Raw genomic sequence first — 25,442 nt, forward strand, 5'->3', positions numbered from 1 at the left:
TCGGCTTGTTAGCTTCACCAACCATGAAGGTCTCAGTGGTGGCCCCGGTCGCCGACGGTGTCACCGCGGACCCCGAGTGGATGGTGGCCTTCGCGCGCCACCTCGAAGCCTGCGGATTCGAATCGATCGTCGCCGTCGAGCACACGGTCCTGCTCACGCGCTACGACAGCGTCTATCCCTACGACCGTTCCGGGCGGGTCGGGCTGGCCCCCGACTGCCCCATCCCGGACCCGCTGGATCTGCTGGCCTTTCTGGCCGGCCACACCACCAGCCTCGGGCTGGCCACCGGGGTGCTGGTGCTGCCCAACCACCACCCGGTGGTGCTCGCCAAGCGGGTCGCCACCGTCGACGCCCTCTCCGGTGGAAGGCTGCGGCTGTGTGTGGGCGTGGGCTGGCTCAAAGAGGAGCTGCAGGCGTGCGGCGCGGACTTCGACAATCGGGGCAGGCGGGCGGACGAGCAGCTGGCGGTGCTGCGCGCGCTGTGGGCCGACCGACCCCAGGGGGCGTCCTTCCACGGTGACTTCTTCAGCTTCGACAATGTGATGAGCTATCCCAAACCCGTTGCCGGGGAACGGTTTCCGGTGCACATAGGCGGCCACAGCCGAGCGGCCGCACGCCGTGCGGGGCGCTTCGGCGACGGGTTCCAGCCCCTTGGCGTCACCGGTCCGGCGCTGGCGTCGCTGATCGGGCTCATGCGCGAGGAGGCATCGGCGGCAGGCCGCGACCCCGCGGCACTGGAGGTGTCGCTGGGCCACAGTGTCACCAAGATCGACGCCGAGCGCGCGGCGGGCCTGGTCGACCAGGGCGCCGACCGGCTGGTGCTGGCCATGCCGCCGACCGCCGACCTCGAGGCGGCCAAGGACGCCCTGTCGGCGTGCGCGCAGCGGCTGTCGCTGGTTTCGTGAACCGATGACGCTTTCCGCCGACGAGCGAATGGCGCTCAGCGATGTGGTTCACCGGTACGCCGCCCACGTCGATGACCGTGAATTCGGCGCCGTCGCAGAGCTTTTCACCACCGAGGCCGAGTTGGTCGTGCCCTCGCCACCGGCCGATCTGTTGCCGACAAATGCGCATCGCGGCCGCGACGCCATCGCGAGGGCCGTCGGGGCCGTGGCCGCGGTCGCGCGCACCGAGCACGCGATCGTCGGCGAGGTGTACGAGGCGGCCGGGCGGCGGGGGGCCGCGCGCGGGCGCGTCGCGTGCGTCGCCCACCACTGGAACCCGCGGGGCGACGAGGTGGTGGATGTGGTGTGGCACCTGCGCTACGACGACGCATACGAGCTGACGGCCGCCGGCTGGCGGATCGCCCGCCGCGCGCTGACGATCAACGCCCTCGAGACGCGCCCGGTGCGCCGGCTGTTACCGCGCGACACCGCCTAGCCTCGTCTGCTAGGAGGTTGGGAGAGAATTCACAGCAATCGCCAAGGAGCCGTGTTTGCGGAAAGAATTGAGCGTTCCGTAGGCAGTTGCGGCAACCGGCGTTCGAGCCGGAGCGGATTCCGCCCCCTGGCAACTGTTGCCGACGATCACACGACGGGACACGACGCGCCACGGAAGGATTTTTTCCAATCAAACTTGGATTTATCCAGGTGTTTTGGTGTATTTTCAACCCCGTGACGCATGCCGAAAGCAAACGTATTGACCCGGTGGGGAACGGCTCAGTCTCGACGTTGGCGGTAGGCACGCCGCTGACATCCGATCCTGGTTATCGGCACGAGATCCATACCGCCCACGACACCATCGATGTCGAGGAGTACGGCGGCGGGTTCGATCTGACCAGGCGGGCGACCGCCCCGAAGTTGCGCGTCGGCCGTGACCGGTGGTTCAACCTTCTGTGGTTGATCCCGATCGGCTTTGGACTGCTGATCGCGTCGGTGGCGATCGGCAAGGGCCTGCACAACATGCCGGCCATTCAGTCGTTCATCGCGCGCTACCCCGGGACCGATCCGCACAGCGGTGCCCCCGACGGGCTGCCCGCGTGGATCGGTTGGACGCACTTCTTCAACCTGTTCATGATGATGTTCATCATCAGGACGGGGATTCAGATTCTCTGTGACCATCCCCGGCTCTATTTCAGCCGCAACGCCACCCCGGGCAAGGACGAGTGGCTGCGGGTCGGCCCGCCGGTGCCGGACGACGAGCTGTGGACCGCCAACGCCGACACCGTCGCCCTGCCGCCGCAATTCGGCCTGCCCGGATTCCGGCACTCCATCGGGCTGGCGCGATGGTGGCATCTCGGCGTCGACGTGTTGTGGCTCCTCAACGGGGCGGTCTTCTACGTGTTGCTGTTCACCACCGGGCAGTGGCGCCACATTGTGCCGACCAGCTGGGACGTCTTTCCCAATGCCGCGTCGGTCGCGATTCAGTACATGTCGCTGGACTGGCCGACCGACAACGGCTGGGTCGCCTACAACGGCCTGCAGCTGCTGTCGTACTTCACCACCGTCTTCATCGCCGCGCCAGCCGCGTTGATCACCGGCCTGGGGATGTCGCCGGCGCTGTCGCAGCGCGTGCACTGGCTGAGCAAGCGCCTGAGCATTCAGCACGCGCGGTCGCTGCATTTCCTGGTGCTGGTGTACTTCCTGTTCTTCATCCTGGTGCACGTGACGATGGTGTTGACCACCGAGGCACTGCGGAACCTCAACCACATGTTCGCCTCCCGCGACGACAACAGCTGGATGGGTTTCTGGATCTTCGCCGCGGCCATGGTGCTGACGGCCGTCGCGTGGGTGTGGGCCACCCCGTTCACCATCAAGCACCCGCGGGTCGTTCAGCGGGTCGGGTACGCCCTGGTCGGGCCGTTCCAGCGGGCGCTCGAACGGCTGGACCCCAAGCCGGGCGCCTTCACCGAAAAGGACATCTCGCCGCACCACTGGCGCAACGGCCGCCTCCCCGAGACCGTCGAATACAAAGAGCTCGAGCGCGACGACTTCAAGAACTGGCGGCTGAAGGTCTACGGCCTGGTCGAGCACCCGATGGAGTTCTCGCTCGAGGACTTGATGGCGTTGCCCTACCACGAGCAGATCAGCCAGCACTTCTGCATCCAGGCGTGGTCGGGCGTCGCCAAATGGGGTGGCGTGCAAATGAAGACGATCATGGACATCGTCAAGCCGCTGCCCGAGGCGAAGTGGGCGGTGTTCTATTCGATGGGTCTGGGCGCCACGGGGGGCATCTACTACAACGCCCATCACATCGGTCAGATGGACCACCACATGACGATGCTGGCCTACAACATGAACGACCAGCAGCTGCCGTACATGCACGGCAGGCCGCTGCGGCTGCGCAACGAGCTGCAGCACGGATTCAAATTGGTGAAGTGGATCAAGGGAATCGAATTCGTCGCCGACTACCGCGACATCGGAAGCGGCTATGGCGGCTACAGCGAGGACCACAAGTACTTCGGGCGGCACCAGACCCTGTAGCGGCCGTCGACTCCGCCAAGTCGTTTGTCCAGCCGGTGTTTTGGGTAGCTCCACTGCATCGGCCGGACGGAAGCGACAGCAGAGGAGACGCCCATGAGGCACAGCCCTGTCGATGATGATCGGACCGTTGCCCGCCGCGGCGACGACTCGATGCATGATGCGGCGCAGACGCCCGGATTGGTCGTGGTCTGTGCGGCCGCGCTGGCGTTCGTGGTGTGCGTGGCGAACTTTGCCCTGGGACAGGCTCACGCGGGCGTCGTCGCGGCGATCGTCGCGATGCTCGCGTTCGGGGCGGGCCTGGCGTGGCTTGCGATGGACCGCAGGCGGATTCGCCAGGCGCAGCGCGAATGGGTGATCGGTCACCCGGGCCGATAGGTCCCTACCGCAACGACGCGAGGTTGTTCACGGACTTTTGCACGTCCGATCGCAGCACCCTGGCGACCAGTCCCCCGATCGGCCCGCTGAGCAGGCCGCCTTTGAGGTCGGCGGTGAGGTGAAAGGTCGATCCCGGGTCGTTCGCCGACACGGTCATCTCCACATTGAGCCGGATTCCACCACGGCCGCGGCCTTGCAGCTCAATCGATTTCGGCTCGTCGTACCGGGTGACGGTCCAATGGATGACGTTGCGGAAACCCTTGACCTTCACGCACGACGAGACACAGGTGCCTTCCTCGATCGTGTCGGGAACGGGGCTTCGCCACCCAGCGAAGATCGTCATCCACTCGTCGAACCGGTCCAGGTCCGACGCCAGCTTCCAGGCCGCTTCCGGCTCCACCTTCGAGGACACCGAAACATCTACTCGAGCCAAGGCGTTCCTCCGCTCCTCCCCGATCCCAAGCGCCGCCACCCACGTGGTCAAACGCACAACCGTGGGTGGGTACCCCAACACCGCCGGCGCTATTCGTGGGGCAGCCTCAGGGCCACGCCTGTTCGAGTTGCGCAGCGACGTCGATGATCTGTGCCGCCTGCGACGCCGGCGCGTCGATCTCGGCCGCGACGTACTGCGCGATGAATCGCCGGATCTCGCCGTCCACCCCCGCCAGGATCCGCAGCACCTCGCCGCGGATGGAATTCGACGAGACGTTGACGGTGATGTCGGAAGGCCTCGGCTTGGCGACGTCGACGATCAGCAGCAGCGGTTCGGCCGCGCGCGCGGTCGCTCGCAGGGCGATGTCACCCGAGACCACGAAGCGCTGCTTGTCGAGCCACAGGTCCACGAGCAGGTCGATCGACAGCGGTATGTGGATGACGAAGGTGATGCTGTCGCCCAGCCGGCGGGTGACGCGGGGCTCCTGGATGGAGACATTCGCACTGACTTTGGCGATCTTGCCCGGTCCCTGCGCGATCGGCTCCATGGCGAACTCGCTGCCGGCGATGTCGGCGAACGCGGCGGCGACACGCTCGGGGGTGACGGCGACCTCGAAGAACCTGCGACCGAATTCCTCGTAGGTGACAAAATCGTGATTCGACATAGGCTTATACCGTCTCACGTCACCTGCCCGAACGACCGCTGATCCGCTCGCGTCGCAGGAATTACGCGCCCGTTCCCGTCCCGTCGCACCGGGCCCGCCCGGCCGACGCCCGGCTGGTGATGCGTCCATCCCGCCGGCCTGTGAGGCCCGCCACACGTGGCGGCTTCGATTCGATGCGTCGGCCCCGGGCCTGGGAGGCTTGACCGCGGAGGTGTTTTCAGTCTCATGCCCCAGGAAGTAATCGACCGCCGCCCGGGCCTGGCCAGGGTCGCGGAAGCGCTCATCTGGCTCGGCGGCGGACACGGCCGCGAGGCCGGCGAACGCCACGAGCGGTCCGCCCACGGCGTGGCCGGCGCCGTCGTGATGCTGGGAGCCGCGCTGGCCTGGCTGGTCGCGGCGCTGGCAGTGGGCGGGTCGGCCCGCGCGACGAGCGTTGCCGTCGTGCCGCTGACCGTCGCCTTCGGCCTGCTGGCCGGCGCGGTAACCCGCGCCACCGTGCCGGGCCCCCACCGGAGCCGCCCGGGCCTCGTGGGACGCGCCGCGATGGCGGCCGCGGTCGGCGTCATCGTCGGCGAACTAGCCACGTTGGTGATCCTGTCCGGTTCAATCGACCGGCGCCTCGACGAACGCGCTGCGCGCGCCGCGGAATCGGCGCCCGCGGTCGCGCAGGCATCGGCATCGCTACAGCGCACCGAGGAGGCGCGCGCCGCGCTCGAGCGCGCCGTCACGCAGGCCCGCGATCGGCAGGACAGGGCCCTGGTCGTCGCCCGCTGTGAATATCACCCCACTCCCGGTTGCCCGCAGACCCGGATCACCGGCGTTCCGGGCCCCGGACCCGAAACCCGCACTGGCAACGAGCTTCTCAACGACGCCCAGCATGAACTCGACGCCGCGCTGTCCGCGCGGGACAGCCGCGCGCCGGCGTTGGATGCCACGATCTCGCGACAGGAGCAAGACCTGCAGGATGCGCGGCGCGGCGTCATCGCCGACGCCGGCCGGGGCCTGGGCGCACGGTGGGTCGCGATGAATGACCTCGCGTGGAACACCGCGGGGGCCCAAGCCCTGCGTGTGCTGACCGTCGGGGCGTGCGTGCTGCTGTACCTGGCGCCACTGATCCTGGGGTTGTGGCGCGGGCAGACAACTTATGATCGCCACGCCGCCGCGCGCGCGGAGCGCGACCGCGCCGAACTCGACGCGGAGACCGCCATCGCGATCAAGCGGGCCGAGGTCCGCCGCGACGCCGAGATCATGTGGGCCGAGCACCAATTGACCCAGGCCCGGCTCGCCATCGAGGCGCAGACCGAGATCGACCGCGAGCATCAGCGTCGCCGTGTCCTGCAGGCCCTCGAGAGCCCGGTGCACGCGCCGTCGCGGCGGGCCGTCGAACCGGTCGAGGACGGCGGGTATCTGCCGATCGCCGCCGAAGCGGAGGCGGCCAGCCGGGCGATCGCCCAGCGGCCCGCGCCGGAGGCGGGCGACGAGATCGCGCGCCCCGATGAGCGAAACGCGCCGTTGATCCCGTCGCTCCCCGAGGCGACCAGGGCGGCCGCCCGCTGGATCAGGCCGCTGGTACCGCCGTTCGTGGCGCGGGTGATCGACACCACGACCCAGCCGCTACGCACCGCGCGCCACGTGTTCGAAGGGGTGCTCGAAGAGACCGAAGAGATCACGTTCGCGCTCAAGCGAACCCGCACGGTGACCGTCAACTCCGAGGCGTCGAGCGCCGAACTGCCCGCGGGCGAAGGTGGTGCCGAAACGCCGTCTGACCGGGCGGAATTCGTCACCTCATCGCGCTACACACCCGGCGAGGGTCGCCTGCCGGCCGCCGGACACGCACCGGAGTTGGCGACGCGCGGAGCGCCGCGGGATTTGGGTATGTCGGAAGGCCCGCGCCAACTGCCGCCGCCGAAATAGCCTGGCGCTATTGCGGACCGAAGCTAGGCCTTGACCGCTTCGACGAAGTAGCCGCGCGGTATTCCGGGCACGTCGAGCGGGACCACCGGGTGGTCCCAGCGATTCCACTTCGTTCCAGGCTCGGCGACATCGGTGACGTGGGCTGTCCAGCCGTGCCGCTCGACGAGGGACGCCGGTGCGTCAGTACCGAACGTCCATGGCGCACCGAGGCGCCGCATGAATTCCAGGGTGGGCTGCAGGAATTCGGCTTCCAGCAACGTCGCCCCGACCAGGTCATAGAGCACCCGCGAACCCGGCGCGGACAACGCGTCAATTCTGGCGAACAAGGCGTCGACATCCGATGCATCGAGGTACTGCAGCAGACCCTCGACTAGCCACACCGCCGGTGCGGACGACGAAAACCCCTGGGAACGCAGCGCCTTCGGCCAATCGTCGGTCAGATCGATGCCCACCGCAACCCGCTGGCACCGGGGTTGCTCGCCGGCGAGCCGTTCGTCCTTGATGGCGGTCACCCGGGGCTGGTCGACTTCGTAAACGGTGGTGCCCGGCTGCCACGGCAGACGGTATGCGCGGGCGTCCATGCCTGCGGCGAGGATCACGACCTGCGAAATGCCGTCCGATTGAGCCCGCAGCAGGCGCTCATCCCAGAAGCGCGTCCGGATGGCGATCTGCGGTGACGTCGCGCCCGTCTTCGCCACGGCTTGGGCAAGCAATTCGCGCCCCTCGTCGCCGGCGAGCCGTTCTGCGAACGGATCGGTGAACAGTCGGTCCCGGCGCGCGGATTCCTCGGCGCGCATCGCGGCAACCAACAGGCCCGTGTGGGCGACGGCTAATCTGGTGTCTTCCATGTCGCAATCATGAGCACACACGAACGAATGGTCTTGGATATTTGTGCCGCCCGAGCGGGACGTGGCTGGGCAACAGGATGCGCTGCCGCCGGTAGCAGGTCGGCGTCGTCCCGCTGAAAGCCCGGAATTCCCGCACGAAATGGGACTGGTCGAAATACCCTAGGTCGGCGGCGATGCGGGCGCCGGGCGTGCCGTCACCAAGGCGCTTCAGCGCGGCTTGGAAGCGCCGGGCACGGGCAAATTCCTTTGGGGGCAAGCCAACTTCGTCGCGGAACAGGGCGATGAGCCGCTTGGTGGACAGTCCGGTCATGCGGCGGACGTCAGCCAGTCGAATCGAGGGATCGGCCTCGACCGCAGCCATCGCGGCGGCGACGCCGGGATGGCGATGCACCGACGAGCGCGCCTGCGCGAGCATGAACTGCTCCAGCAGACGAAACCTGGCCGGGACGGACGGTGCCTCGATCAGGCGCTCGTGCAAGTCGCGTCCTTGCCGTCCCCAGATCTCACCGACGCCCACGGGTCCATCCGCCAGGTCGCCCAACGGTATGCCCAGAAACGGAAATGCGCCCCCGGGCCGGAAATGGATGGCCACGACGGGCTCGTCGGCAGCGATGTCCGAGACGTAGGGCGTGTTCTGTGATCCCGTGATGAAGGCAGGCAGAACGCTCATCTTGGTGGTGCCGTCGGCGGCATAGAGGTCCAGTTGCTGGCGGTGGCCGACGTCGAAGACGATCGTCACCGCGCCGCGCGGCAGCGCCCGGCTTCGGTAGGTGGCCCCGCGATGGAGCCAATGCCCGAAGAATTCGATATGGTCCGCCAGCTTAGAGCGCGGGCGGTACAGCCGGGGCCCCGAGCCCATCAGCGGACCCGGTTCACATCGCGTTGGACACCGGCCACAGATGACATTCTCGCACTTCGCTCGACGCCCACATCTTTTGGATTCGGTGTGCGCCCGTCAGCGGAACAGGCTTATGCCGTAGTCGGTTTCAAACATCGGTCGACGGGCCGCCCGATTTTTCCGCCAGCGCCTGCTGCCGCGCCCGCGAGCCGGCCAATAGAGCTCGAGCCCGAAGGCGCGACCCGCAGAACGGTCGGGTGCTTCATCGAAAGAGTTATCGAAGGAGTTGTCGAGAGAGTTGGAGACGGCCGGGTTACCCCTCGAAAGCTCGGCCGTCCCAACGTCTTGGTGCCCGCTCAACAGGGCACTGCGGCGGACTCGAACAACCGACCCCATTCGTGCCGCGCCGCGGACTGGGCGTCGGCGAAACTGGGTGTCTGTTGACCGTCGCCGGCCAGGTGCACCAGCGCCCATGCCATCGCGAACACCGGAACCTTGTGCCGCAATGCCGCACTGTGCAATTCGTCCAGGGCGGCCTCCGAGGGGCACCGGCGCAGGCCGATGAGGATGCCCCGCGCGGTGTCGAGGATGCGACCGGAGTGCGGGCCGCACGAAGTCTGGGCGGGAACCCAGTTCGATGTCATGCTGTGGATACCTCCTGCGGCGCCGTCAATGAATCCGCCACTCACGTACCGGACGAGGAATTCGTGTGTGCTACGCATCGTCGCGGCCGCATATCTCAAAAGCGCCCTGTGTCATGATTTGTCCATGGCCTACGTTCTGCCAGACCGCGGGAGACATTGATATCCGCCCGTGACCCTTTCGGAATCGGCTGCTAACCACGGAATCCGCGACGCGTGGTATCGAAACGGGTTGCGAATCCAGCGATTAGGTCGCTCCCCCGTCGGCGCCCTAGAGAGCCCTAGAGAATCGCCCCGAGCTCCTTGGCCTTGGCGATGTCGTCCCAATCGACGTCGAGCTCCAGCAGGATCTCCTCCGTGTGCTGGCCGTGTTCGGGTGCACGCGCGGGCGCCGGCGGGGTTTCGTCGAATTGCACCGGGGCGGCGACGATCCGGTACTTCTCGCCGTGGTCGTCCACGTTGGTCACCACGTATCCGTTGGGCTCGACCTGCGGGTCGTTGAGGGTCTCCCGCGGCGTCGCCAGGGCGCCCCACACGCCGGGTTCGTCCGCAAGCACACGTTGCCAGTGCGCGAGGTCGTGGCGGGCGAACGCATCCGCGAAGAGTTCGGTCGCCGCGGCCGCGTTGGCGATCAGGTTGCTCGACGGGACGAAGCGCTCGTCGTCGGCCAGCTCGGCCAGGCCCATGCGCCGGCAGAAGCCCACCCAAAACTTGTCCGGCTGCAGGAATACCAGTTGGATCCACCTGCCGTCCTTGGTCTTGTAGCGGTTGACGAGCGGGTTGATGGCCAGCCCCGGCGGGGCGCCCGGAATCCCGTCGATGTCGAAGAAGTCGGCGGCCGAAATGGACGGCGCTATCGACCACATCGCCTGGGCCAGCAGCGAGGAGTCGACGATCGTCGGCTCGCCGGTGCGTTCGCGGTGGAACAGGGCGGCGCAGACACCGCCGGCCAGTGTCGCCCCACCCTGCAGGTCACCGAAACCCGGCCCCTGAACCGCCGGGGTCTCGGTGCCGAACGGTGTGAGCGTGTACGCGACCCCGCCCCGCGCGAGGTACGTCGCGGCGTCGAACCCGCCCCTGTCCCGGTCCGGTCCCCGCACGCCCAGCCCGGTGCCGCGCGCGATGATGATCTTCGGGTTGAACGAGCGGATGTCGTCGACGGTCAGGCGGGCCCGCTCGAGCGCGCCCGGAAGCCAATTGGTCAAGAAGACGTCCGCGCTGGCCAGCAGCCGGCCGAACAGCTCACGGCCGGTCGCCGATTTGATGTCGATCCCGATGCTGCGCTTCCCGCGGTTGCCCAATTCGAGGATGAAGTCGGCGTCGGGGCGGGCGGCTTGCCGGGTGAAACCTCCGACGACCAGCGCGCGGCCCGGGTCGCCCGAGGTGACACCCTCCACCTTGATGACGTCGGCGCCCCAGTCCGACAGGGCCGCACCGGCCGACGGCACGTACGTCCACGACGCCAATTCCACCACCCGCACGCCGCGCAGTACCCCGTCGGACATCGCCAATCCCCTCGCTCGCCGCCATTCCTTGCTATTTTAGATATTCTAGCTAGTCTTGGGCGTAGTGATAGCCCATCCGCAGGTCAGCGCAGTTTTTCCGGGAAGAGATGCGATGGAGCCGGCCGAAGGTCTCGTTTCGCCAACCGCCGCGGTGATCGCGCGCCCCGCCACCGCCCAGACGGGTGACCGGCCCCCTCATCCTCGCCCGGGCCCGCTGCCGTTACACCGAATACCATTGGGCCCCAATGTGAATCGCGACGTAGCCGGACGGACGAAGGGCGGCCGATGGGCAGAGTAGCGGGCAAGGTGGCCGTCATCAGCGGCGCCGCACGCGGCCAGGGCCGCTCGCACGCGCGGATGCTGGCCGCCGAGGGCGCGGACATCATCGCGGTGGATTTGTGTGCCGACATCGAAACCAACGAATACCCCCTGGCCCGTCCGGAGGACCTCGACGAGACGGCGCGGCTGGTCGAAAAGGAAGGGCAACGCGCGTACACGGCGGTCGCGGACGTTCGCGACCGCGTGGCCTTGTCCGCCGCCATCGATGCCGGCGTCGCCGAGTTCGGGCATCTGGACGTCGTGGTCGCCAACGCGGGCATCTGCCCCCTGACCGCGGGTCTGCCGCCGCAAGCCTTCGCCGACGCGGTGGACGTGGATCTCATCGGCGTGCTGAACCTGGTGCACGCGAGCCTCAAACACCTGCGCTCCGGCGCGTCGATCATCGTCATCGGCTCCAACGCGGCGTTCATGTCATCGATGAATACCAGCGGGATCGACGGTGGCCCCGGCGGGGCCGGGTACGCCTTCGCGAAACTGGCTGCCGCACACTACGTCAACGACTTCGCGTTGGCGCTCGCCCGGTTTTCCATCCGGATGAACGCTGTGCATCCGACGAACGTCAACACCGACATGCTGCACAGCCCACCGATGTATCGCGCCTTCCGGCCCGATCTGGCGGAGCCGACTCGCGAGGATGCCGAGCCGGTGTTCCCGCTCGTGCAGGCGATGCCGGTCCCCTACGTCGAGCCCGAAGACATCAGCGAGGCGGTGCTGTTCCTCGCCTCGGACGCGGCGCGCTACATCACCGGACAGCAGTTGCGCGTCGACGCCGGGGGCTTCCTCAAGGTCAAACCCTGGTCGGGAGCGTGATGACCACCGAACACGATGCACCGCAATCGGTCTCGCAGGGCGTCGAGCGTCGCCTGTACGAATTGATGGTGCTGATGAAGGCGGCCGACGATCGATTGTCCAAGGGCATCGGCACCGGCGAGTTCATGTGCGTGTACTGGCCCTCGCGGGGCCAGGAGGCGATCGCCGCAGCGATGGGCGTGGCGCTGCGGCCCGACGACCAGCTGGTGACGACCTACCGCGGCCTGCACGACCTGATCGGCAAGGGCGTCCAGCTCGAGGAGATCTACGGCGAGATGATGGGCCGCACGGTGGGCGCCGGCCGGGGCAAGGGCGGCACCATGCACATCGCCAATCCCGCCAAGGGCGTGATGCTTTCGACGGGCATCGTCGGCGCCGGGCCACCCGTGGCCGTCGGGCTGGCGATGGCCGCCAAACGCAAGGGCATCGACCGCGTCACGGTGGTCAGCTTCGGCGACGGCGCCACGAACACCGGCTCGTTTCACGAGGCCGCCAACATGGCCGCGCTGTGGGACCTGCCGCTCGTTTTCGTCTGCCAGAACAACCTCTACGCCGAGATGACACCGACATCGGACACCATGAAGCTCGAACACGTCGCCGACCGGGCCGCCGGCTACGGCATGCCGGGCGTGCGCGTCGACGGCAACGACCCGCTCGCGGTGAAAGCGGCGCTCGACGACGCGCTGCGGCGGGCGCGTGACGGAGGCGGCCCCACCTTCATCGAGTGCGTCACGTTCCGCTTCCGCGGCCATTACTTCGGCGACCGGACGCCCTACATCCCCGCCGAACAACTCGAGGCGGCGCTGGCCGCCGACCCGGTGCCCCGGTTCCGCAGCCACCTGGAAGCGACCGGCGTCTGCGATCACGACGATCTCGTCCGCATCGACAGCGACGCGGCGGCCGCGGTGGAGGCGGCCCTGCGGACCGTGCTGGGCGCGAATTACCCGTCGATCGACGAACTCGACCGCGATGTGTACGCCACCCCGATCGCGTTCCCGGTGTAAGCGCATGGACGACAAGGAGATGACCATGCGCGAGGCGCTCAACCTCGCGCTGGACCAGGCGCTCGCGGCCGACGAACGGGTGTTCCTGCTCGGGGAGGACATCGCCGATCCCGGCGCCTCCGGGCCGACGGCGGGCTTGTCGACGAAGTACGGCCACGACCGCGTCCTCGACACGCCGATCTCGGAGGCCGCGATCGTGGGCGCGGCCATCGGCGCGGCGATCGACGGGCTGCTGCCCGTCGCCGAGATCATGATCATGGATTTCATCGGGATCGCCGCCGATCAGCTGATCAACAACGCCGCCAAGCTGAGGTTCATGACCGCCGGGCGCACGTCGGCGCCCATCACCGTCCGCACCCAGGTATATGCCGGATTGGCCACGGGCGCAACGCATTCGCAGAGCCTCGAGGCGTGGTTCATGCACATCCCCGGGATGAAGGTGATCGTGCCCTCCACCCCACGCGACGGCAAGGGGCTGCTGACCGCGGCGATCTTCGACCCCGATCCGTGCCTGTTCGTCGAAACGATTCGGTTGCAGAGCAAGAAGGGCCCCGTCCCCACCGAGCCCGGGTTCTCCATCCCGCTCGGGCAGGCCGACATCAAGCGGCCGGGCACCGACGTCAGCGTGATCGCCTACGGTCGCTGCGTGCACGACGCGCTGAGCGCCGCGCACACGCTGGGCGAGCGGGGTGTCAGCGCCGAGGTGATCGACCTGCGCACCCTGGTGCCGCTCGACGTCGACACCATCGTGGGGTCCGTGCGCCGCACGCGCCGAGCCGTGATCGTCCATGACGCCGTGCAATTCGCGGGCCCCGGGGCGGAGATCGCCGCGATCCTGCACGCACAGCTCTTCGGCGAGCTCGCCGCGCCGGTCGAGCGGGTCGCCGCGCGATTCGTCCCCAACCCGGCCGCGGCGGCGCTCGAGGCCCAGGTGTATCCGTCGCCGGCGCGGATCGTCGAAGCGGCCCTGCGCACCTGCGAGAGGGCGAAGGCGCATGGCTGACTTCATCATTCGCATCCCCCGGGTCTCGGTGGCGGTCTCGGAGGCCGAACTGACCGGGCTGCTCGTCGGCGCCGGCGAACACGTCGAGGCGGGCACGCCGATCTACGTCATCGCCACCGAGAAGGTCGAGCAGGAGATCGAAGCGGGGGCGACGGGGACCGTGCGGTGGACGGGCCAGGTCGGGACCACCTACGACATCGGCGCCGAAATCGGCGTCATCTCGTCATAACGAAGAAAGGTATCCCATGGATCTCAACGAGACCCGCGAGAGAATCATCTACGAAAAGGACGGCCCCATCGCCCGCGTCACCCTGAACTGGCCGGAGAAGGCCAACGCGCAGGACCAGAAGCTGGCCGAGGAGGTCGACGCGGCGCTGGCCGACGCCGACCGCGACTACGACATCAAGGTGCTCATCCTCAAGGCCAATGGCAAGGGCTTCTGCTCGGGCCACGCGATCGGCAACAACGCCGTCGACTACCCGTCGTTCGTCGAGAACGCGATGGTCACCGGCCATCCGTGGAAAGCCCAGAGCGACTTGTTCGTCAAGCCGACATTGAACCTGTGGGAATTCTCCAAACCCACCATCGCCCAGGTGCACGGCTACTGCGTGGGCGGCGGCACGCACATGGGCCTGACCACCGACATCGTCATCGCCTCCGAGGACGCCTACTTCTCCTACCCGCCGCTGCAGGGGTTCGGCATGCCGTCGGGCGAATGTTCCATCGAGCCATGGGTTTTCATGAACTGGCGGCGCGCCGCCTACTACCTGTTCACCGCCGAGGTGATCGACGCCAGGAAGGCGCTGGAAGTCGGCCTCGTCAACGAGGTGGTCAAGCGTGAGGACCTCGACGACCGGGTCGACGCGATCGCCCGCCACATCGCCCAGGCGCCGCTGACGACGCTGATGCTCACCAAGGCCAACCTCAAACGGGCCTGGGAGCTGATGGGCATGCGGGTGCACTGGCAGAGCTCCAACGACCTCGTCGCGCTCGCCTCGATCAGCAAGGACGTGCAGCAGCTGATTCAGACCGTCTTCAAGGACAAGGTGTTGCCCTCCGAGCACGCCCGCCGCCAGGCCGCCGCGGCCGCCCAGACCGACGGCGCCGCAACCACTTAAGGGTTGCCGGTGAACATCGCCGACCACGCCCGCAGTGCCGCCCAGTCGCCGGCACTCATCGTCGCGGACGGTGACGCGATCTCGTACGCCCAGCTGCATGCCCGCAGCCGGCGGGTCGCCGCGCTGCTGCACGACGCCGGCCTGCGTCGCGGCGACGGCATCGCGCTGGTTCTGCCGAACAGAGCCGAATTCCTCGAAATCGCCTGGGGCGCTCAGCTTTCCGGCCTCTACTACACCCCCGTCAACACCCATTTCATCCCCGACGAGGTCGCCTACGTCATCGACGACTCCGACGCGAAAGCGGTCTTTGTCGACGCCTCGATGCCCGAACTGGCCGCACACCTCCGTTCCGCCAATGCCGCGCCGATCACCCACATCGCCGTCGGGGGGTCGATGGCCGGCTGGCAGTCGTATGAGGACGCGCTGGCCTCGGCCGGCGAAGCGCCGCCGGTGTCGGACGGCTCGGAGATGCTGTATTCGTCGGGCACCACGGGGCGCCCCAAGGCGGTGCGGCGGCCGCTGCCCGAGGACGGCAACGGGTCCTGGGCGCAGGCGGTGCTGGAGCTGGCGCTGATCCACAAATACGGGATGAGCCCCTCGAGTGTGTACCTGTCCCCCGCGCCGCTGTATCACGCGGCCGGAGTGAACTACACCATGGCGGCCAACCGCGTCGGCGCCGCATCGATCCTGCTGCGCAGGTTCGACGCCGAGACCGTGCTGCGGCTGATCGAGGAGCACCGGGTGACCCAGGCCCAGTTCGTGCCGACGATGTTCGTGCGCATGCTCAAGCTGCCCGCGAAAGTCCGGGACAGGTACGACGTTTCGAGCCTGCGGTGCGTCATCCACGCCGCCGCGCCCTGTCCCGTCGACGTCAAACGCCGCATGATGGAGTGGTTCGGACCGATCATCCACGAATACTACGGAGGGACCGAAGGATTCGCCGGAACGACGATCGGGCCACGGGAATGGCTCGCCCACCCCGGCTCGGTGGGCATCCCGATGGCCCCGGTGCACGTGCTCGACGAGGACGGGCGGGAGCTCCCCGTCGGCGAATCGGGCGAGCTGTATTTCGAAGGTGGACCGGACTTCGCGTACTTCAAGGACCCCGCCAAGACCGCGTCGGTGTGCAACGACCGCGGCTGGCGCTCGCTCGGCGACATGGGATACGTCGACCGAGACGGCTACCTGTACCTCACCGACCGGTCGACGTTCACGATCGTCTCCGGCGGGGTCAACATCTACCCGCAAGAGGCGGAGAACCTGCTCGTCATGCATCCGAAGCTGGTCGACGCGGCCGTGTTCGGGGTCCCCAACGAGGAATTCGGCGAAGAGGTCAAGGCCGTCGTGCAGCCCGCCGACGGCGTGGTCGCGGGACCGGAGCTCGAAGCCGAACTCATCGACTACTGCCGGGCCCGCCTGGCCGGCTACAAGTGCCCGCGCAGCGTGGAATTCGACGCGGAGCTGCCGCGGGACCCGAACGGAAAGCTCTACAAGAGGCGCATCCGCGAACGGTACTGGCAGGGACGGGTATCGCGGATCGTGTGAACGAGGATGGCTATGAACGCTAGGAACGTACCGTGGGCGGTTCGGACCGCCGATCGGATCCCCAAACAGCGCTACTACGACCCCGAGTTCTACGCGCTGGAAGCCGAGATGTTGTGGCCCCGCATGTGGCAAATGGCGTGCCGGCTCGAGGAGATCCCCAAGCCCGGCGACTTCGTCGAATACGAAATCCTCGACCAGTCCGTCATCGTGGCGCGGGTGGACAACCACACCGTGCGCGCGTATCACAACGCCTGCCGGCATCGCGGCGTGAAGCTGGTGGAGGGCAACGGGAATCGGCGCACCTTCGTGTGCCCGTTCCACGGCTGGTGCTGGGGCCTCGACGGCCACAACACGTTCGTGCTGCGTCCCGAAGCGTTCGCCGAGGAAAACCTGAGCGCCGACGACCTTCGGCTGGTGGCGGTGCGATGCGAGCTCTGGGGCGGTTGCGCGTGGATCAACCTCGACGACGACGCGCCGGCGCTGCGGGACTGGATGGAGCCGTTCGCGTCGGTCTACGACGCCTGGCAGGTCGACTCGCTGCGCGTCGAGTGGTGGCAATCGTGCCGGCTGCCCGTGAACTGGAAGCTGGCCGCGGCGGCGTTCATGGAGGGCTATCACGTCCCGCAGACCCATCCTCAGTTGCTGCCGTCCGCGCAGCCGGGTGAAGTCGCCGCGACGGTGCACCCGGTCGTCGCGAGCAGCCTGTATTTCATGCGCACCCTCGGCGACGGCATGGGCGGGATGACGCACGAAAACGACATCCGGATCGCCGAGGGCCTGCAGAACATCGAGCTGCCGCCCGACCCGGCGGCGGCAATGGCCGCGTGGCGCAGCGCCCTCAACGACGCCGTCGTCGCCTGGCATCGCGCGCGCGGCAGCGGCATGCCCGACCTCAATGAGCTGGTCCGCCGCGGCATCACCGACGCGATCGGGTTCGCCTTCCCGCACTACTTCATCCTGCCGACCTACAGCAGCGCGTCGTCGTACCGGATCCGGCCGCTGGGACCCGAGGACACCTTGTTCGAGATCTGGTCCCTCACCCGGTTTCCCAACGACGCATCGGCGGGTAAACCGACGCCCCCGGTACCGATGGCGCCCGACGACCCGCGCTGGCCGCCGATTCCCGCCCAGGACTTCTCCAACCTGCCGAGGCAACAAAAGGGGCTGCATTCCAAGGGCTTTGACTTCATGCGGCTGTCCAACCAGATCGAAGGATTGATCTCCAACTTCGAGCGTGTCATCGACGGCTTCCTGGCCGGGCTGCCGTACGACGCGCTGGTGCCCGCGATCCAGAAGACCAACACGACCATCGACGTGCCGATCGCCGATCTCGGCTTCACGACGAGCCCCGTGGAGGCGCGATGAGCCCGCAGTGGGACCGCTCCGTGGACCTGCTCATCGCGGGCAGCGGCGGGGGCGGCATGGTCGCCGGCCTGGCCGCCCTGGACTGCGGGCTCGAACCCCTCATCATCGAAAAGCAGTCACTGGTCGGCGGTTCGACGGGGCTGTCCGGCGGCATCGTCTGGCTGCCGAACAACCCGTTGATGCGGGCCGACGGCATCGCCGACTCGCACGAGGACGGGCTGGCCTACCTGGCCGACGTGGTCGGCGACATCGGCGCGGCGTCCTCGCCCGAGCGGCGCGAAACGTTCCTGCGGGCCGGCCACGAGATGATCAACTTCCTCATCCGCAAGGGTGTGCGACTGATCCGATGTGCGGGCTGGAGCGACTACTACCCGAACCACAAGGGCGGCAACGCGTCCGGCCGCGCGGTCGAGGGCATCCCTTTCGACGCCGCACAGTTGGGTGATTGGCGCGACAAGGTGCAGCCGCCGCTGGCCAAGAATTACGGATACGTGGTGCTGACCAACGAATTGCGGTCGGTTCAATACTTCAACCGCTCACCGCGCGCCTTCGCCGTGGCGGCCCGGGTGTTCCTGCGCACCGCGGCCGCGCGTGCCCGCCGGCGCCAGATCCTCACCAACGGCGCATCGCTGATCGGTCAAATGCTCAAGGCGCTGACGGATCTCAGCGACGGGCACCCCCCGTTGTGGACCAACGCCGCGATGGCCGACCTCGTCGTCGAGGACGGCCGGGTGGTGGGCGCGCGCATCGTGCGCGACGGCACGCCGTTGCACGTCGAGGCGCGCAAGGGAGTCCTGCTGGCCGCGGGCGGATTCGGCCACAACAAGGAGATGCGCCGCCGCTACAGCGGCGACCAGCCCAACGAAGGGCAGTGGTCGATCGCCAACGCCGGGGACACCGGTGAGGCGCTCGAGGCGGCGATGCGTTTGGGCGCCAAGACCGATCTGCTCGACGAGGCCTGGTGGCTGCCTTCGGTTTTCATCGCCAACGGCGGCGCGGTCGCCGCCTCGCTGGGCTCGGGCCGCCAGCGACCCGGCGCCATCTACGTCGACCCGAGCGGCCGCAGGTTCTGCAACGAGTCGAACTCCTACGTCGAGGTCGGCAAAGCGATGTACGCCAACAAGGCTGTGCCCTGCTGGATGATCTTCGACGAGGGATACGTCCGCAGATACGTCACCAGCGCCAACCCGCTCAAGCGCAACCAGCCGTTGCCGCCGGAACTGATCGAGTCCGGCGCCGTGAAGCGCGCGGCGACCATCGCGGAGCTGGCCGGCGAAATCGGCCTTCCCGCCGACGAATTGGCCCGCACGATCCAGCGGTTCAACCGGTACGCGACCAAGGGGCTGGACCCGGACTTCGGCCGCGGCCAATCGGCCTACAACGACTGCCTCGGCGATCCGGGGTATCGGCCGAACGCCGCGATCGGGCCGCTCGACACCGCGCCGTACTACGCGACCCGCGTACTCCCGTCCGACGTCGGGACGTGCGGGGGCGTGATCACCAACGAGCACGCGCAGGTCCTCGACCAACGGGATCGGGTGATCGAGGGCTTGTATGCCACCGGCAACACCACGGCCACGGTGATGGGGCGGACCTATCCGGGTGCCGGGGCGAGCATCGCCAGCTCGATGGTGTTCGGGTACGTCGCCGCCCGCCACGCCGCCGGCAAGTAACGGCGAAAGGACGCAAAAGCACCCCATTCTTCGGCGTGTCGAGTGCTTTTACGTCTGCTCGCGGGGAGACCGCTCGTCGCGGTCGACGAATTCGCGGGGCTTCATGCCCGACCGCATGAGCTCGGCCCGCCGCGCCTGCACATCGGAGGCGGCGCCGACCATGTTCGTCAGGATGTGGCTGACCTGCAGGTGCACCCGCATGCCCATCAATTCCCAGGCACGCTTGACGTTGTTCTTGACCGCCATCAGTGTGGTCAGCGGGATTTGGGCGATCCTGCGCGCCATCTCCTCGACGGTGTCCTCGAGCTGATCGCGTGGCACCACCCGATTGAGCAGTCCCCAGTCCAGGGCCTGCTGCGCGGACAGGGTCGGCGCCAGCAGCAGCCAGTCCATGGTGCGGTGCCAGTTCATCAGCAGCCACGGCTCGATCATGGTGTGCCCGCCTGGCTCGCCGAGGCTTTGGGCTAGGGGCATCTGGAAATACGCGTCGTCGGAGGCCACGCAGAAGTCGGTCAGCAACCCGAGATAGATGCCCCCGCCCATGCAATAGCCATGGATCTGCGAGATGGTCGGCTTGGGAAATTCCCAGAGGTACAACGTCGGCCACAGGAACAGGTCGGCGGTGCCCTTGTACAGGTCCTCGAACGTCTCGCCGAAATCCGGATACGGGTTTTCGTCGGGGCCCCAACGGGCCACGTGCCCACCGCAGAATCCCTTGCCGTTGGCTTTGAGGATGACGACCTTGATGTCCTTGTCACGGTCGGCCTCGTGCAGGCAGTCGTCGACCTCGGTGACCAGGATCGCGTCTTTGGTGTTGGCCTTGTCCGCCCGGTTCAGGATGATCCGCGCAATCGGCGGTTCGCGTTCATAGATGACCGCTTCGAGCTCGCGACGCTCCATGGTCGGACCCTACCCTCCTGCGCCCCGCGCGCCGCCGATTTGACGGTTGCGCGATCGCGACGCGAGGAGTGAGCTGTACTGGGGCGCAGTGACGACGGATGGTGCTGGTATGGCGACTCCTCTCGACCGGGTGCAGCAGCTGGATCTGGTGGCCCGGCTCAAATCCGCCTATCCCGAACTTCCGGACGCTCCCACACCGGATCTCATCGACCACGAGCGATTCGCCGCCTACGTCAAGACCCCGCACGACGTCGGTGGCGAGCCGGACGCCCCGATCGAGTTCGAGAACAAGCAGTACGAGATCTGGGAGCACAACACGTACGTCCTGTGCGAGGTGCTCGGCCGGCGTGGGATCTGGCTGTCCGAGGAACGGCGCCGGATGGGCAACGTCGATCTCGGCCGCACCATCTATCTCGGCCTGCCCTATTACGGGCGCTGGCTGCTGGCGGTGGCACGCGTACTCACCGAAAAGCACCACATCGGCCTGAGTGAATTGGCCGAACGCATGGCCGAAGTCAAGGCACGCTACGCCGACGGCCTGCGCGGAAGGCCCTTGGCGGCGACGCCGAAGTTCGAGGGCGATCCCGCGCCCGTCCACCGCAACCGGCACCATGTCCATGCCGTGGGCAAGGGCGACCCGCAGGTGTATGCCGGGCAGGCCGGGGCGCCGAAGTTCAGCGTCGGCGACAGGGTCGTGGTGCGCGATCTCCCCGTGCTGCTCTACACCCGCACCCAGGAGTATGTGCGCGGCGCGACGGGCGAGATCGCGGTCGTGTCCTACGAAAGCCCCGCCGCCGAGGACGAGACGTGGGACGGCCCGGACCAACGGCCCGAGTGGTTCTACATCGTCCGGTTCAACCTCTCCCAGTTGTGGCACGGCTACACCGGGCCCGGCAACGACACCCTGCAGACCGAGATCCCGGAACGGTGGCTCGAATCGGCCTAGCCACGGCTGCGGCTTCGGAAGAAAGGACCACGAATGAGCGCCGACGAACACGATCACGAGCGCACCGCAGCGCCCATGGTGGACGAGATCACCGACTTCGAAGTCCTCGAGATCGCGCTGCGCGAATTGTGCATCGAGAAGGGCCTTTTCACCGCGGAGGAGCATCGACGCTTCACCGAGTTCGCCGAACAGATCGGCCCCACCCCCGCGGCGCACCTGGTGGCGCGGGCCTGGCTCGACGCCGACTACAAGGAGCTGGTCCGTTCGGACCCGCTCGCCGCAAGCAAGGAGGTGGGGGTCGACTGGCTGGAACCGACCGGCTTCGGGACGCCCAGCGACTTCACGGCTTTGCACGTCCTCGAGGACACCCCGACGCTGCACCACGTGATCGTCTGCACGCTGTGTTCGTGCTATCCGCGGCCGATTCTGGGCAACTCCCCCGAGTGGTATCGGACGCCCAACTATCGCCGCCGCATCGTCCGCTGGCCACGCCAGGTGCTCGCGGAGTTCGGCCTGATCCTGCCGGAGGACGTCGAGATCCGGGTGGAGGACTCCAACCAGAAGCACCGTTTCATGGTGCTGCCCGTCCGCCCCGACGGAACGCAGGGGTGGACCGAGGAGCAACTCGCCGAGATCGTCACGCGCGACTGCCTGATCGGTGTCGCGCTGCCCAAGCCGGGCGTGACGACCAACGCCGTCACCCGGACCCGCGCCGCCGTCCATCCCGCAGCGCCCTGAGCTTCCGATGAGCACCGCGCACACCCCACGTCCGATCGAGGACTCCACCGTCGCACCGCTGACGAAAATCGTTGCGCGCAACCAGGTCTGGAGTCGCATGGCGGCGAAGTACGGGGTCGACAACCCGGTGCCACCCTGGCAGACGAGTCTCGACGGCATTTGTGATGCGATCGACCAAAGCCGTTGCGGCGCAGAGGCCCTCGGGTTCATCGAGCGGCGGGAGGATGAGGACACGCTGTCGGCGACCGTCTACGCCGAACTGCCCTACCCGGAGAACCGGCTGGTTGCCCTGGCCCACTCGCTCGTCGCGCGCGGCGTCATCGACGAATCCGAACTCGAGGCGAGGCTGGCCGCCGTGCGCGCCAGGCTGGAATCCTGAGCGACGTCATCGCAAATAGTGAGTTGCAGCACAACAGCGCGTGTTTTTCGCTGCTGATGAGAGGCTTCGGTCGGCGATGCGCTACGCTGGCGGCAACGTTGGCTTCACAACACTGCATGCCAACACCGTCGTGGAACGCTTCCTCATCCCACTGGTGCCAGCGATGAAGATCGCGCTTGACACCTCGATGACCGTGCATCGCGCACTAGCTGGTCTCGCGGCGATCGATTTTGCCACCCGGCAATCTCGCCACCTTCGTGCCGATGCCCGCGTGACCTCCTTGTCTCCGGCGCGGCACCACCGATGCCTGAAAGGCACCGAAAAGTGACTACCGACAAGACTTTCGCCGATCTCGGCGTGGGCAAACACATCGTCAGTGCGCTCGCAGCGCGCGGCATAACACACCCATTCCCGATTCAGGTGGAAGCCCTGCCCGACACACTCGCCGGCCGAGATGTCCTCGGCCGCGGGAAAACCGGCAGCGGAAAGACCCTCGCATTCTCGATTCCCCTCGTCAGCCGCCTCTCCCGCGGAAACCGGCGCCCCGCACGGCCCTCGGGGTTGGTGCTCGCACCCACCCGCGAGCTCGCGACGCAGATCACCGCGACGCTCGAGCCGTTGGCGGCTGCGTGTGGCCTGAGGGTCACCACGATCTTCGGCGGCGTCTCGCAGACCCGTCAGGTGTCCGCGCTCAAATCCGGCGTCGACATCGTCGTCGCCTGCCCCGGCCGCCTCGAGGACCTGATGAAGCAGCGTCTGATCAGCCTCGACGCGATCGAGATCACCGTGATCGACGAGGCGGATCACATGGCCGATCTCGGTTTTCTGCCCGGCGTCACGCGGATCCTGGCCGCGACGCCGAATGGTGGCCAGCGCCTGTTGTTTTCGGCGACGCTGGACAACGGCGTCGACAAGCTCGTCACCCGGTTCCTCCGCGACGCGGTCTCGCACTCCGTCGACGAGGCCAACTCCCCGGTATCCGAGATGACACATCACGTGTTCCACGTCGACAGTGCGCAGGCCAAAAAGGAACTGGTGCACCGGCTCGCCTCCGGCGCCGGACGCCGGATCCTGTTCATGCGCACCAAGCACCAAGCGCGAAAGCTCGCCAAGCAGCTCACCGAATCTGGCATTCCCTCAGTCGACTTGCACGGCAACCTGTCTCAGCCGGCTCGGGAGCGCAACCTGGCGAGGTTCGCCGCGGGCAGCGCCCGGGTGCTGGTGGCGACCGATATCGCCGCGCGTGGTGTACACGTCGACGAGGTCGAGCTTGTCGTGCACATCGATCCGCCCAGCGAGCACAAGTCCTACCTGCACCGGTCCGGGCGCACCGCGCGGGCCGGGAGCGCCGGTGACGTCGTCACGGTGGTGCTGCCCGAGCAGCGCCAAGACACCCGGGAGTTGCTGCGCAAGGCCGGCATCACAGTCGCTCCCCAGCAGGTGACCGCGATGTCGGAGGCGGTGCAGGCGCTCGTGGGTGAGGTTGCGCCCTATCAGGCCCCGGTGCCCGCCAATGTTCCCGCGCGCCAGCATCGGCAGAACACCGGCGGTAACCGGCGTCGGCGGACCAACACCCGGTCACCCAAGACCAGTTCCCCCGCCGAAGCGGCGACATCGCACCACGGCGCCACCGCGACGCGTCGGCTGGATCGTCGCCGTTCGAGCCGCCCACAAGGAAGCACCAGATAGTCGAGGTCCGGAACGGGTCAGCGGCGCGCCAGCAGCCAGGCCTGGCCCGCTCCCTCGCCGGCGGCGATCGGGGTCAGTTCGGCGAACGCGGCGGTGAGCTCGCCGGGCGCCGCGCGAAACGGCCCCGCGGACGCCCCCACCTCGCTGAGCGCGGCGATCGCCAGCAGCCCGCCGGGCGCCAGGCGTTCGATGATCGCACGGTCGAGACGGCGGTCGCGGAACTTGCAGCAGAGGATGACATCGGCGGGCGCGCCCGCCGGCAGACCGTTGTCGAGATCGACGACGTCGAAGCGACAGCGGTCGGCCACCGCGGCACGCCGGGCCAACTCCCGCGCGTGGGCGACCGCCACCGCGGAGATGTCCAGCCCCAGCACGTGCAGGCCCCGCAACGCCAGCCAGGCCGACCCGGTTCCCTGCCCGCAGGCCAGGTCGAGCGCCGTGCCGGCGGTGGGAAACTCCCGCGCGTGGCCCGCGAAAACACCGGGCGGCCCAACCGAATCCAGCGACGGCGGCGCCTTCGCGGCGTACCGTTCGTCCCAGCGTTGCCGGTCCGATTCGCCCATACGCGACACTCTAGGACCCGGCGTCTTCTGGACAGTTGTCTGCTAGCGGCATCGCGCGGTGGAGACGACCGCGATGAACGGAAGTTGTTGGTGGCGCGGCGCCTTCCTAGACTGGACGGGTGTCCAACGAGGCGTCGTTCCAGGCCGTTGCCGCTAAAGCCGCCGCCGGGGCGGCCCGCAGGTCGGATCGCCGGCCGGGCCAGACGATTCGCAAAGTCCTCGATGCCGGGCTCGAGGAGCTGCGGGAAACGTCGTACGCGAACCTGACGATGCGCGCCGTGGCGACTCGTGCCGGGGTGTCCCCGGCCAGCGCCTACACCTACTTCCCGTCGAAAAGCGCGCTGGTCGCGGCGGTGTACCTGCGCTTCCTGCGCGACCTGCCGCTGCACACCGACGTCAACGAGACGACCAAGACCCGGGTCAGCGCGACCCTGCGGGATATGGCGGTGGTGGTCGCCGACGAGCCGGAGCTGACCGCCGCGTGCGGCGCGGCCCTGATGGCCGACGATCCGGCGGTCACGCCGCTGCGCGAACAGATCGGCGAGGAGGTGTCCAGGCGCATCGGCGCCGCGTTGGGGCCGGGTTGGCCGCGTGCGGTGAAGTCCACGCTGCAGATGACCTTCTCCGGTGCGCTGATGACGGCCCGGTTCATCAGTTTCGCCGAGATCGCCGGCCAACTCGACGAGGCCGTCAACCTCATCCTGGGCGCCTCGGTGGCGTGAAGACCCCT

27 protein-coding genes are annotated in these 25,442 nt (G+C 67.8%); 19 read left to right on the forward strand and 8 right to left on the reverse strand.

The features are described from left to right. Positions 1-23: 23 nt before the first annotated feature. The 4 genes from W7S_RS13385 (at position 24) to W7S_RS13400 (ending at position 3,797) form a co-directional block, all read left to right on the forward strand. On the forward strand, positions 24-905 hold the full coding sequence (locus tag W7S_RS13385; RefSeq protein ID WP_041297849.1) for an LLM class F420-dependent oxidoreductase: 882 nt from the start codon (positions 24-26) through the stop codon (positions 903-905). Between the two features lie 4 nt (positions 906-909). Further along, positions 910-1,380: a nuclear transport factor 2 family protein gene (locus W7S_RS13390; RefSeq protein ID WP_014384787.1), complete on the forward strand. Its 471-nt coding sequence runs from the start codon at positions 910-912 to the stop codon at positions 1,378-1,380. A gap of 266 nt (positions 1,381-1,646) precedes the next feature. Beyond that, positions 1,647-3,422: a molybdopterin-dependent oxidoreductase gene (locus W7S_RS13395; protein ID WP_008257065.1), complete on the forward strand. Its 1,776-nt coding sequence runs from the start codon at positions 1,647-1,649 to the stop codon at positions 3,420-3,422. Positions 3,423-3,515: 93 nt separating this feature from the next. Continuing rightward, positions 3,516-3,797 (forward strand): LapA family protein, encoded by a 282-nt coding sequence (locus W7S_RS13400; RefSeq protein ID WP_008257067.1) that lies wholly within the window; start codon positions 3,516-3,518, stop codon positions 3,795-3,797. A 4-nt stretch (positions 3,798-3,801) separates the two neighbouring features. On the opposite strand, the gene W7S_RS13405 is transcribed toward W7S_RS13400, so the two are convergent. Beyond that, complete coding sequence (locus W7S_RS13405; protein ID WP_014382645.1) at positions 3,802-4,230, reverse strand: SRPBCC family protein; 429 nt, start codon at positions 4,228-4,230, stop codon at positions 3,802-3,804. Positions 4,231-4,336: 106 nt separating this feature from the next. Next, positions 4,337-4,894 (reverse strand): hypothetical protein, encoded by a 558-nt coding sequence (locus W7S_RS13410; protein ID WP_008257070.1) that lies wholly within the window; start codon positions 4,892-4,894, stop codon positions 4,337-4,339. 225 nt (positions 4,895-5,119) lie between these two features. Here W7S_RS13410 and W7S_RS13415 point away from each other — a divergent pair, with 225 nt between their 5' ends. Continuing rightward, positions 5,120-6,808, forward strand: a complete 1,689-nt coding sequence (locus W7S_RS13415; protein WP_014711711.1) for a DUF4407 domain-containing protein — start codon at positions 5,120-5,122, stop codon at positions 6,806-6,808. A gap of 23 nt (positions 6,809-6,831) precedes the next feature. Here W7S_RS13415 and W7S_RS13420 read toward each other — a convergent pair whose 3' ends face one another. The 4 genes from W7S_RS13420 to W7S_RS13435 form a co-directional block, all read right to left on the reverse strand. After that, positions 6,832-7,656: an SAM-dependent methyltransferase gene (locus tag W7S_RS13420; RefSeq protein ID WP_008257074.1), complete on the reverse strand. Its 825-nt coding sequence runs from the start codon at positions 7,654-7,656 to the stop codon at positions 6,832-6,834. A 7-nt stretch (positions 7,657-7,663) separates the two neighbouring features. Further along, complete coding sequence (locus W7S_RS13425) at positions 7,664-8,515, reverse strand: AraC family transcriptional regulator (protein WP_008257078.1); 852 nt, start codon at positions 8,513-8,515, stop codon at positions 7,664-7,666. A gap of 335 nt (positions 8,516-8,850) precedes the next feature. Then, positions 8,851-9,138, reverse strand: a complete 288-nt coding sequence (locus W7S_RS13430) for an ANTAR domain-containing protein (RefSeq protein ID WP_008257079.1) — start codon at positions 9,136-9,138, stop codon at positions 8,851-8,853. A gap of 278 nt (positions 9,139-9,416) precedes the next feature. Then, positions 9,417-10,640 (reverse strand): CaiB/BaiF CoA-transferase family protein, encoded by a 1,224-nt coding sequence (locus W7S_RS13435; RefSeq protein ID WP_009952449.1) that lies wholly within the window; start codon positions 10,638-10,640, stop codon positions 9,417-9,419. Between the two features lie 285 nt (positions 10,641-10,925). Here W7S_RS13435 and W7S_RS13440 point away from each other — a divergent pair, with 285 nt between their 5' ends. Genes W7S_RS13440 through W7S_RS13475 form a run of 8 tightly spaced genes read left to right on the forward strand, consistent with a single transcriptional unit; the run spans position 10,926 to position 19,497 of the window. Continuing rightward, positions 10,926-11,789 (forward strand): mycofactocin-coupled SDR family oxidoreductase, encoded by an 864-nt coding sequence (locus tag W7S_RS13440; protein ID WP_014384792.1) that lies wholly within the window; start codon positions 10,926-10,928, stop codon positions 11,787-11,789. Further along, positions 11,789-12,793, forward strand: coding sequence for a thiamine pyrophosphate-dependent dehydrogenase E1 component subunit alpha (locus W7S_RS13445; RefSeq protein ID WP_014711712.1), 1,005 nt, complete (start codon positions 11,789-11,791; stop codon positions 12,791-12,793). The genes W7S_RS13440 and W7S_RS13445 overlap by 1 nt, the downstream gene beginning before the upstream one ends. A gap of 4 nt (positions 12,794-12,797) precedes the next feature. Next, positions 12,798-13,796: an alpha-ketoacid dehydrogenase subunit beta gene (locus W7S_RS13450; protein ID WP_014384794.1), complete on the forward strand. Its 999-nt coding sequence runs from the start codon at positions 12,798-12,800 to the stop codon at positions 13,794-13,796. After that, on the forward strand, positions 13,789-14,025 hold the full coding sequence (locus W7S_RS13455; protein ID WP_008257090.1) for a biotin/lipoyl-containing protein: 237 nt from the start codon (positions 13,789-13,791) through the stop codon (positions 14,023-14,025). Before W7S_RS13450 ends, W7S_RS13455 begins: the two co-directional genes overlap by 8 nt. Before the next feature lie 16 nt (positions 14,026-14,041). Further along, positions 14,042-14,914 (forward strand): enoyl-CoA hydratase-related protein, encoded by an 873-nt coding sequence (locus W7S_RS13460; RefSeq protein ID WP_008257091.1) that lies wholly within the window; start codon positions 14,042-14,044, stop codon positions 14,912-14,914. 9 nt (positions 14,915-14,923) lie between these two features. Further along, positions 14,924-16,459 carry an acyl-CoA synthetase gene (locus W7S_RS13465; protein ID WP_014711713.1) on the forward strand — a complete coding sequence of 512 codons (1,536 nt, stop codon included), beginning with the start codon at positions 14,924-14,926 and terminating at the stop codon, positions 16,457-16,459. A 12-nt stretch (positions 16,460-16,471) separates the two neighbouring features. Continuing rightward, entirely contained in the window at positions 16,472-17,824 is a 1,353-nt protein-coding gene (locus tag W7S_RS13470) for a Rieske 2Fe-2S domain-containing protein (protein WP_014384796.1), read from the forward strand. Beyond that, positions 17,821-19,497: an FAD-binding protein gene (locus W7S_RS13475; RefSeq protein WP_009952440.1), complete on the forward strand. Its 1,677-nt coding sequence runs from the start codon at positions 17,821-17,823 to the stop codon at positions 19,495-19,497. Before W7S_RS13470 ends, W7S_RS13475 begins: the two co-directional genes overlap by 4 nt. Before the next feature lie 48 nt (positions 19,498-19,545). Here the strand turns inward: W7S_RS13475 and W7S_RS13480 are convergent, their stop codons facing one another. Then, positions 19,546-20,397, reverse strand: a complete 852-nt coding sequence (locus W7S_RS13480) for an enoyl-CoA hydratase-related protein (RefSeq protein ID WP_014711714.1) — start codon at positions 20,395-20,397, stop codon at positions 19,546-19,548. 109 nt (positions 20,398-20,506) lie between these two features. On the opposite strand from W7S_RS13480, the gene W7S_RS13485 reads away from it, so the two are divergent. The 5 genes from W7S_RS13485 to W7S_RS13505 all read left to right on the forward strand — a co-directional run bounded on the left by W7S_RS13485 (position 20,507) and on the right by W7S_RS13505 (position 24,149). Further along, positions 20,507-21,343, forward strand: coding sequence for an SH3-like domain-containing protein (locus tag W7S_RS13485; RefSeq protein ID WP_014711715.1), 837 nt, complete (start codon positions 20,507-20,509; stop codon positions 21,341-21,343). A gap of 33 nt (positions 21,344-21,376) precedes the next feature. Then, positions 21,377-22,081, forward strand: coding sequence for a thiocyanate hydrolase subunit gamma (gene scnC, locus W7S_RS13490; protein WP_009952436.1), 705 nt, complete (start codon positions 21,377-21,379; stop codon positions 22,079-22,081). A 7-nt stretch (positions 22,082-22,088) separates the two neighbouring features. Continuing rightward, positions 22,089-22,460: a thiocyanate hydrolase subunit beta gene (locus W7S_RS13495; RefSeq protein ID WP_014384799.1), complete on the forward strand. Its 372-nt coding sequence runs from the start codon at positions 22,089-22,091 to the stop codon at positions 22,458-22,460. A 76-nt stretch (positions 22,461-22,536) separates the two neighbouring features. After that, positions 22,537-22,788: a hypothetical protein gene (locus W7S_RS13500; protein WP_014384800.1), complete on the forward strand. Its 252-nt coding sequence runs from the start codon at positions 22,537-22,539 to the stop codon at positions 22,786-22,788. Next, on the forward strand, positions 22,785-24,149 hold the full coding sequence (locus tag W7S_RS13505) for a DEAD/DEAH box helicase (RefSeq protein WP_014384801.1): 1,365 nt from the start codon (positions 22,785-22,787) through the stop codon (positions 24,147-24,149). The genes W7S_RS13500 and W7S_RS13505 overlap by 4 nt, the downstream gene beginning before the upstream one ends. Positions 24,150-24,166: 17 nt before the next feature. On the opposite strand, the gene W7S_RS13510 is transcribed toward W7S_RS13505, so the two are convergent. Then, positions 24,167-24,712, reverse strand: a complete 546-nt coding sequence (locus W7S_RS13510; RefSeq protein WP_014384802.1) for a cyclopropane-fatty-acyl-phospholipid synthase family protein — start codon at positions 24,710-24,712, stop codon at positions 24,167-24,169. A 119-nt stretch (positions 24,713-24,831) separates the two neighbouring features. Between W7S_RS13510 and W7S_RS13515 the strand changes: the two genes are divergently transcribed. Further along, positions 24,832-25,434 carry a TetR/AcrR family transcriptional regulator gene (locus W7S_RS13515; protein WP_009952430.1) on the forward strand — a complete coding sequence of 201 codons (603 nt, stop codon included), beginning with the start codon at positions 24,832-24,834 and terminating at the stop codon, positions 25,432-25,434. Positions 25,435-25,442 lie beyond the last annotated feature (8 nt).

The organism is Mycobacterium sp. MOTT36Y, from assembly GCF_000262165.1.
GTDB lineage: Bacteria > Actinomycetota > Actinomycetes > Mycobacteriales > Mycobacteriaceae > Mycobacterium > Mycobacterium intracellulare.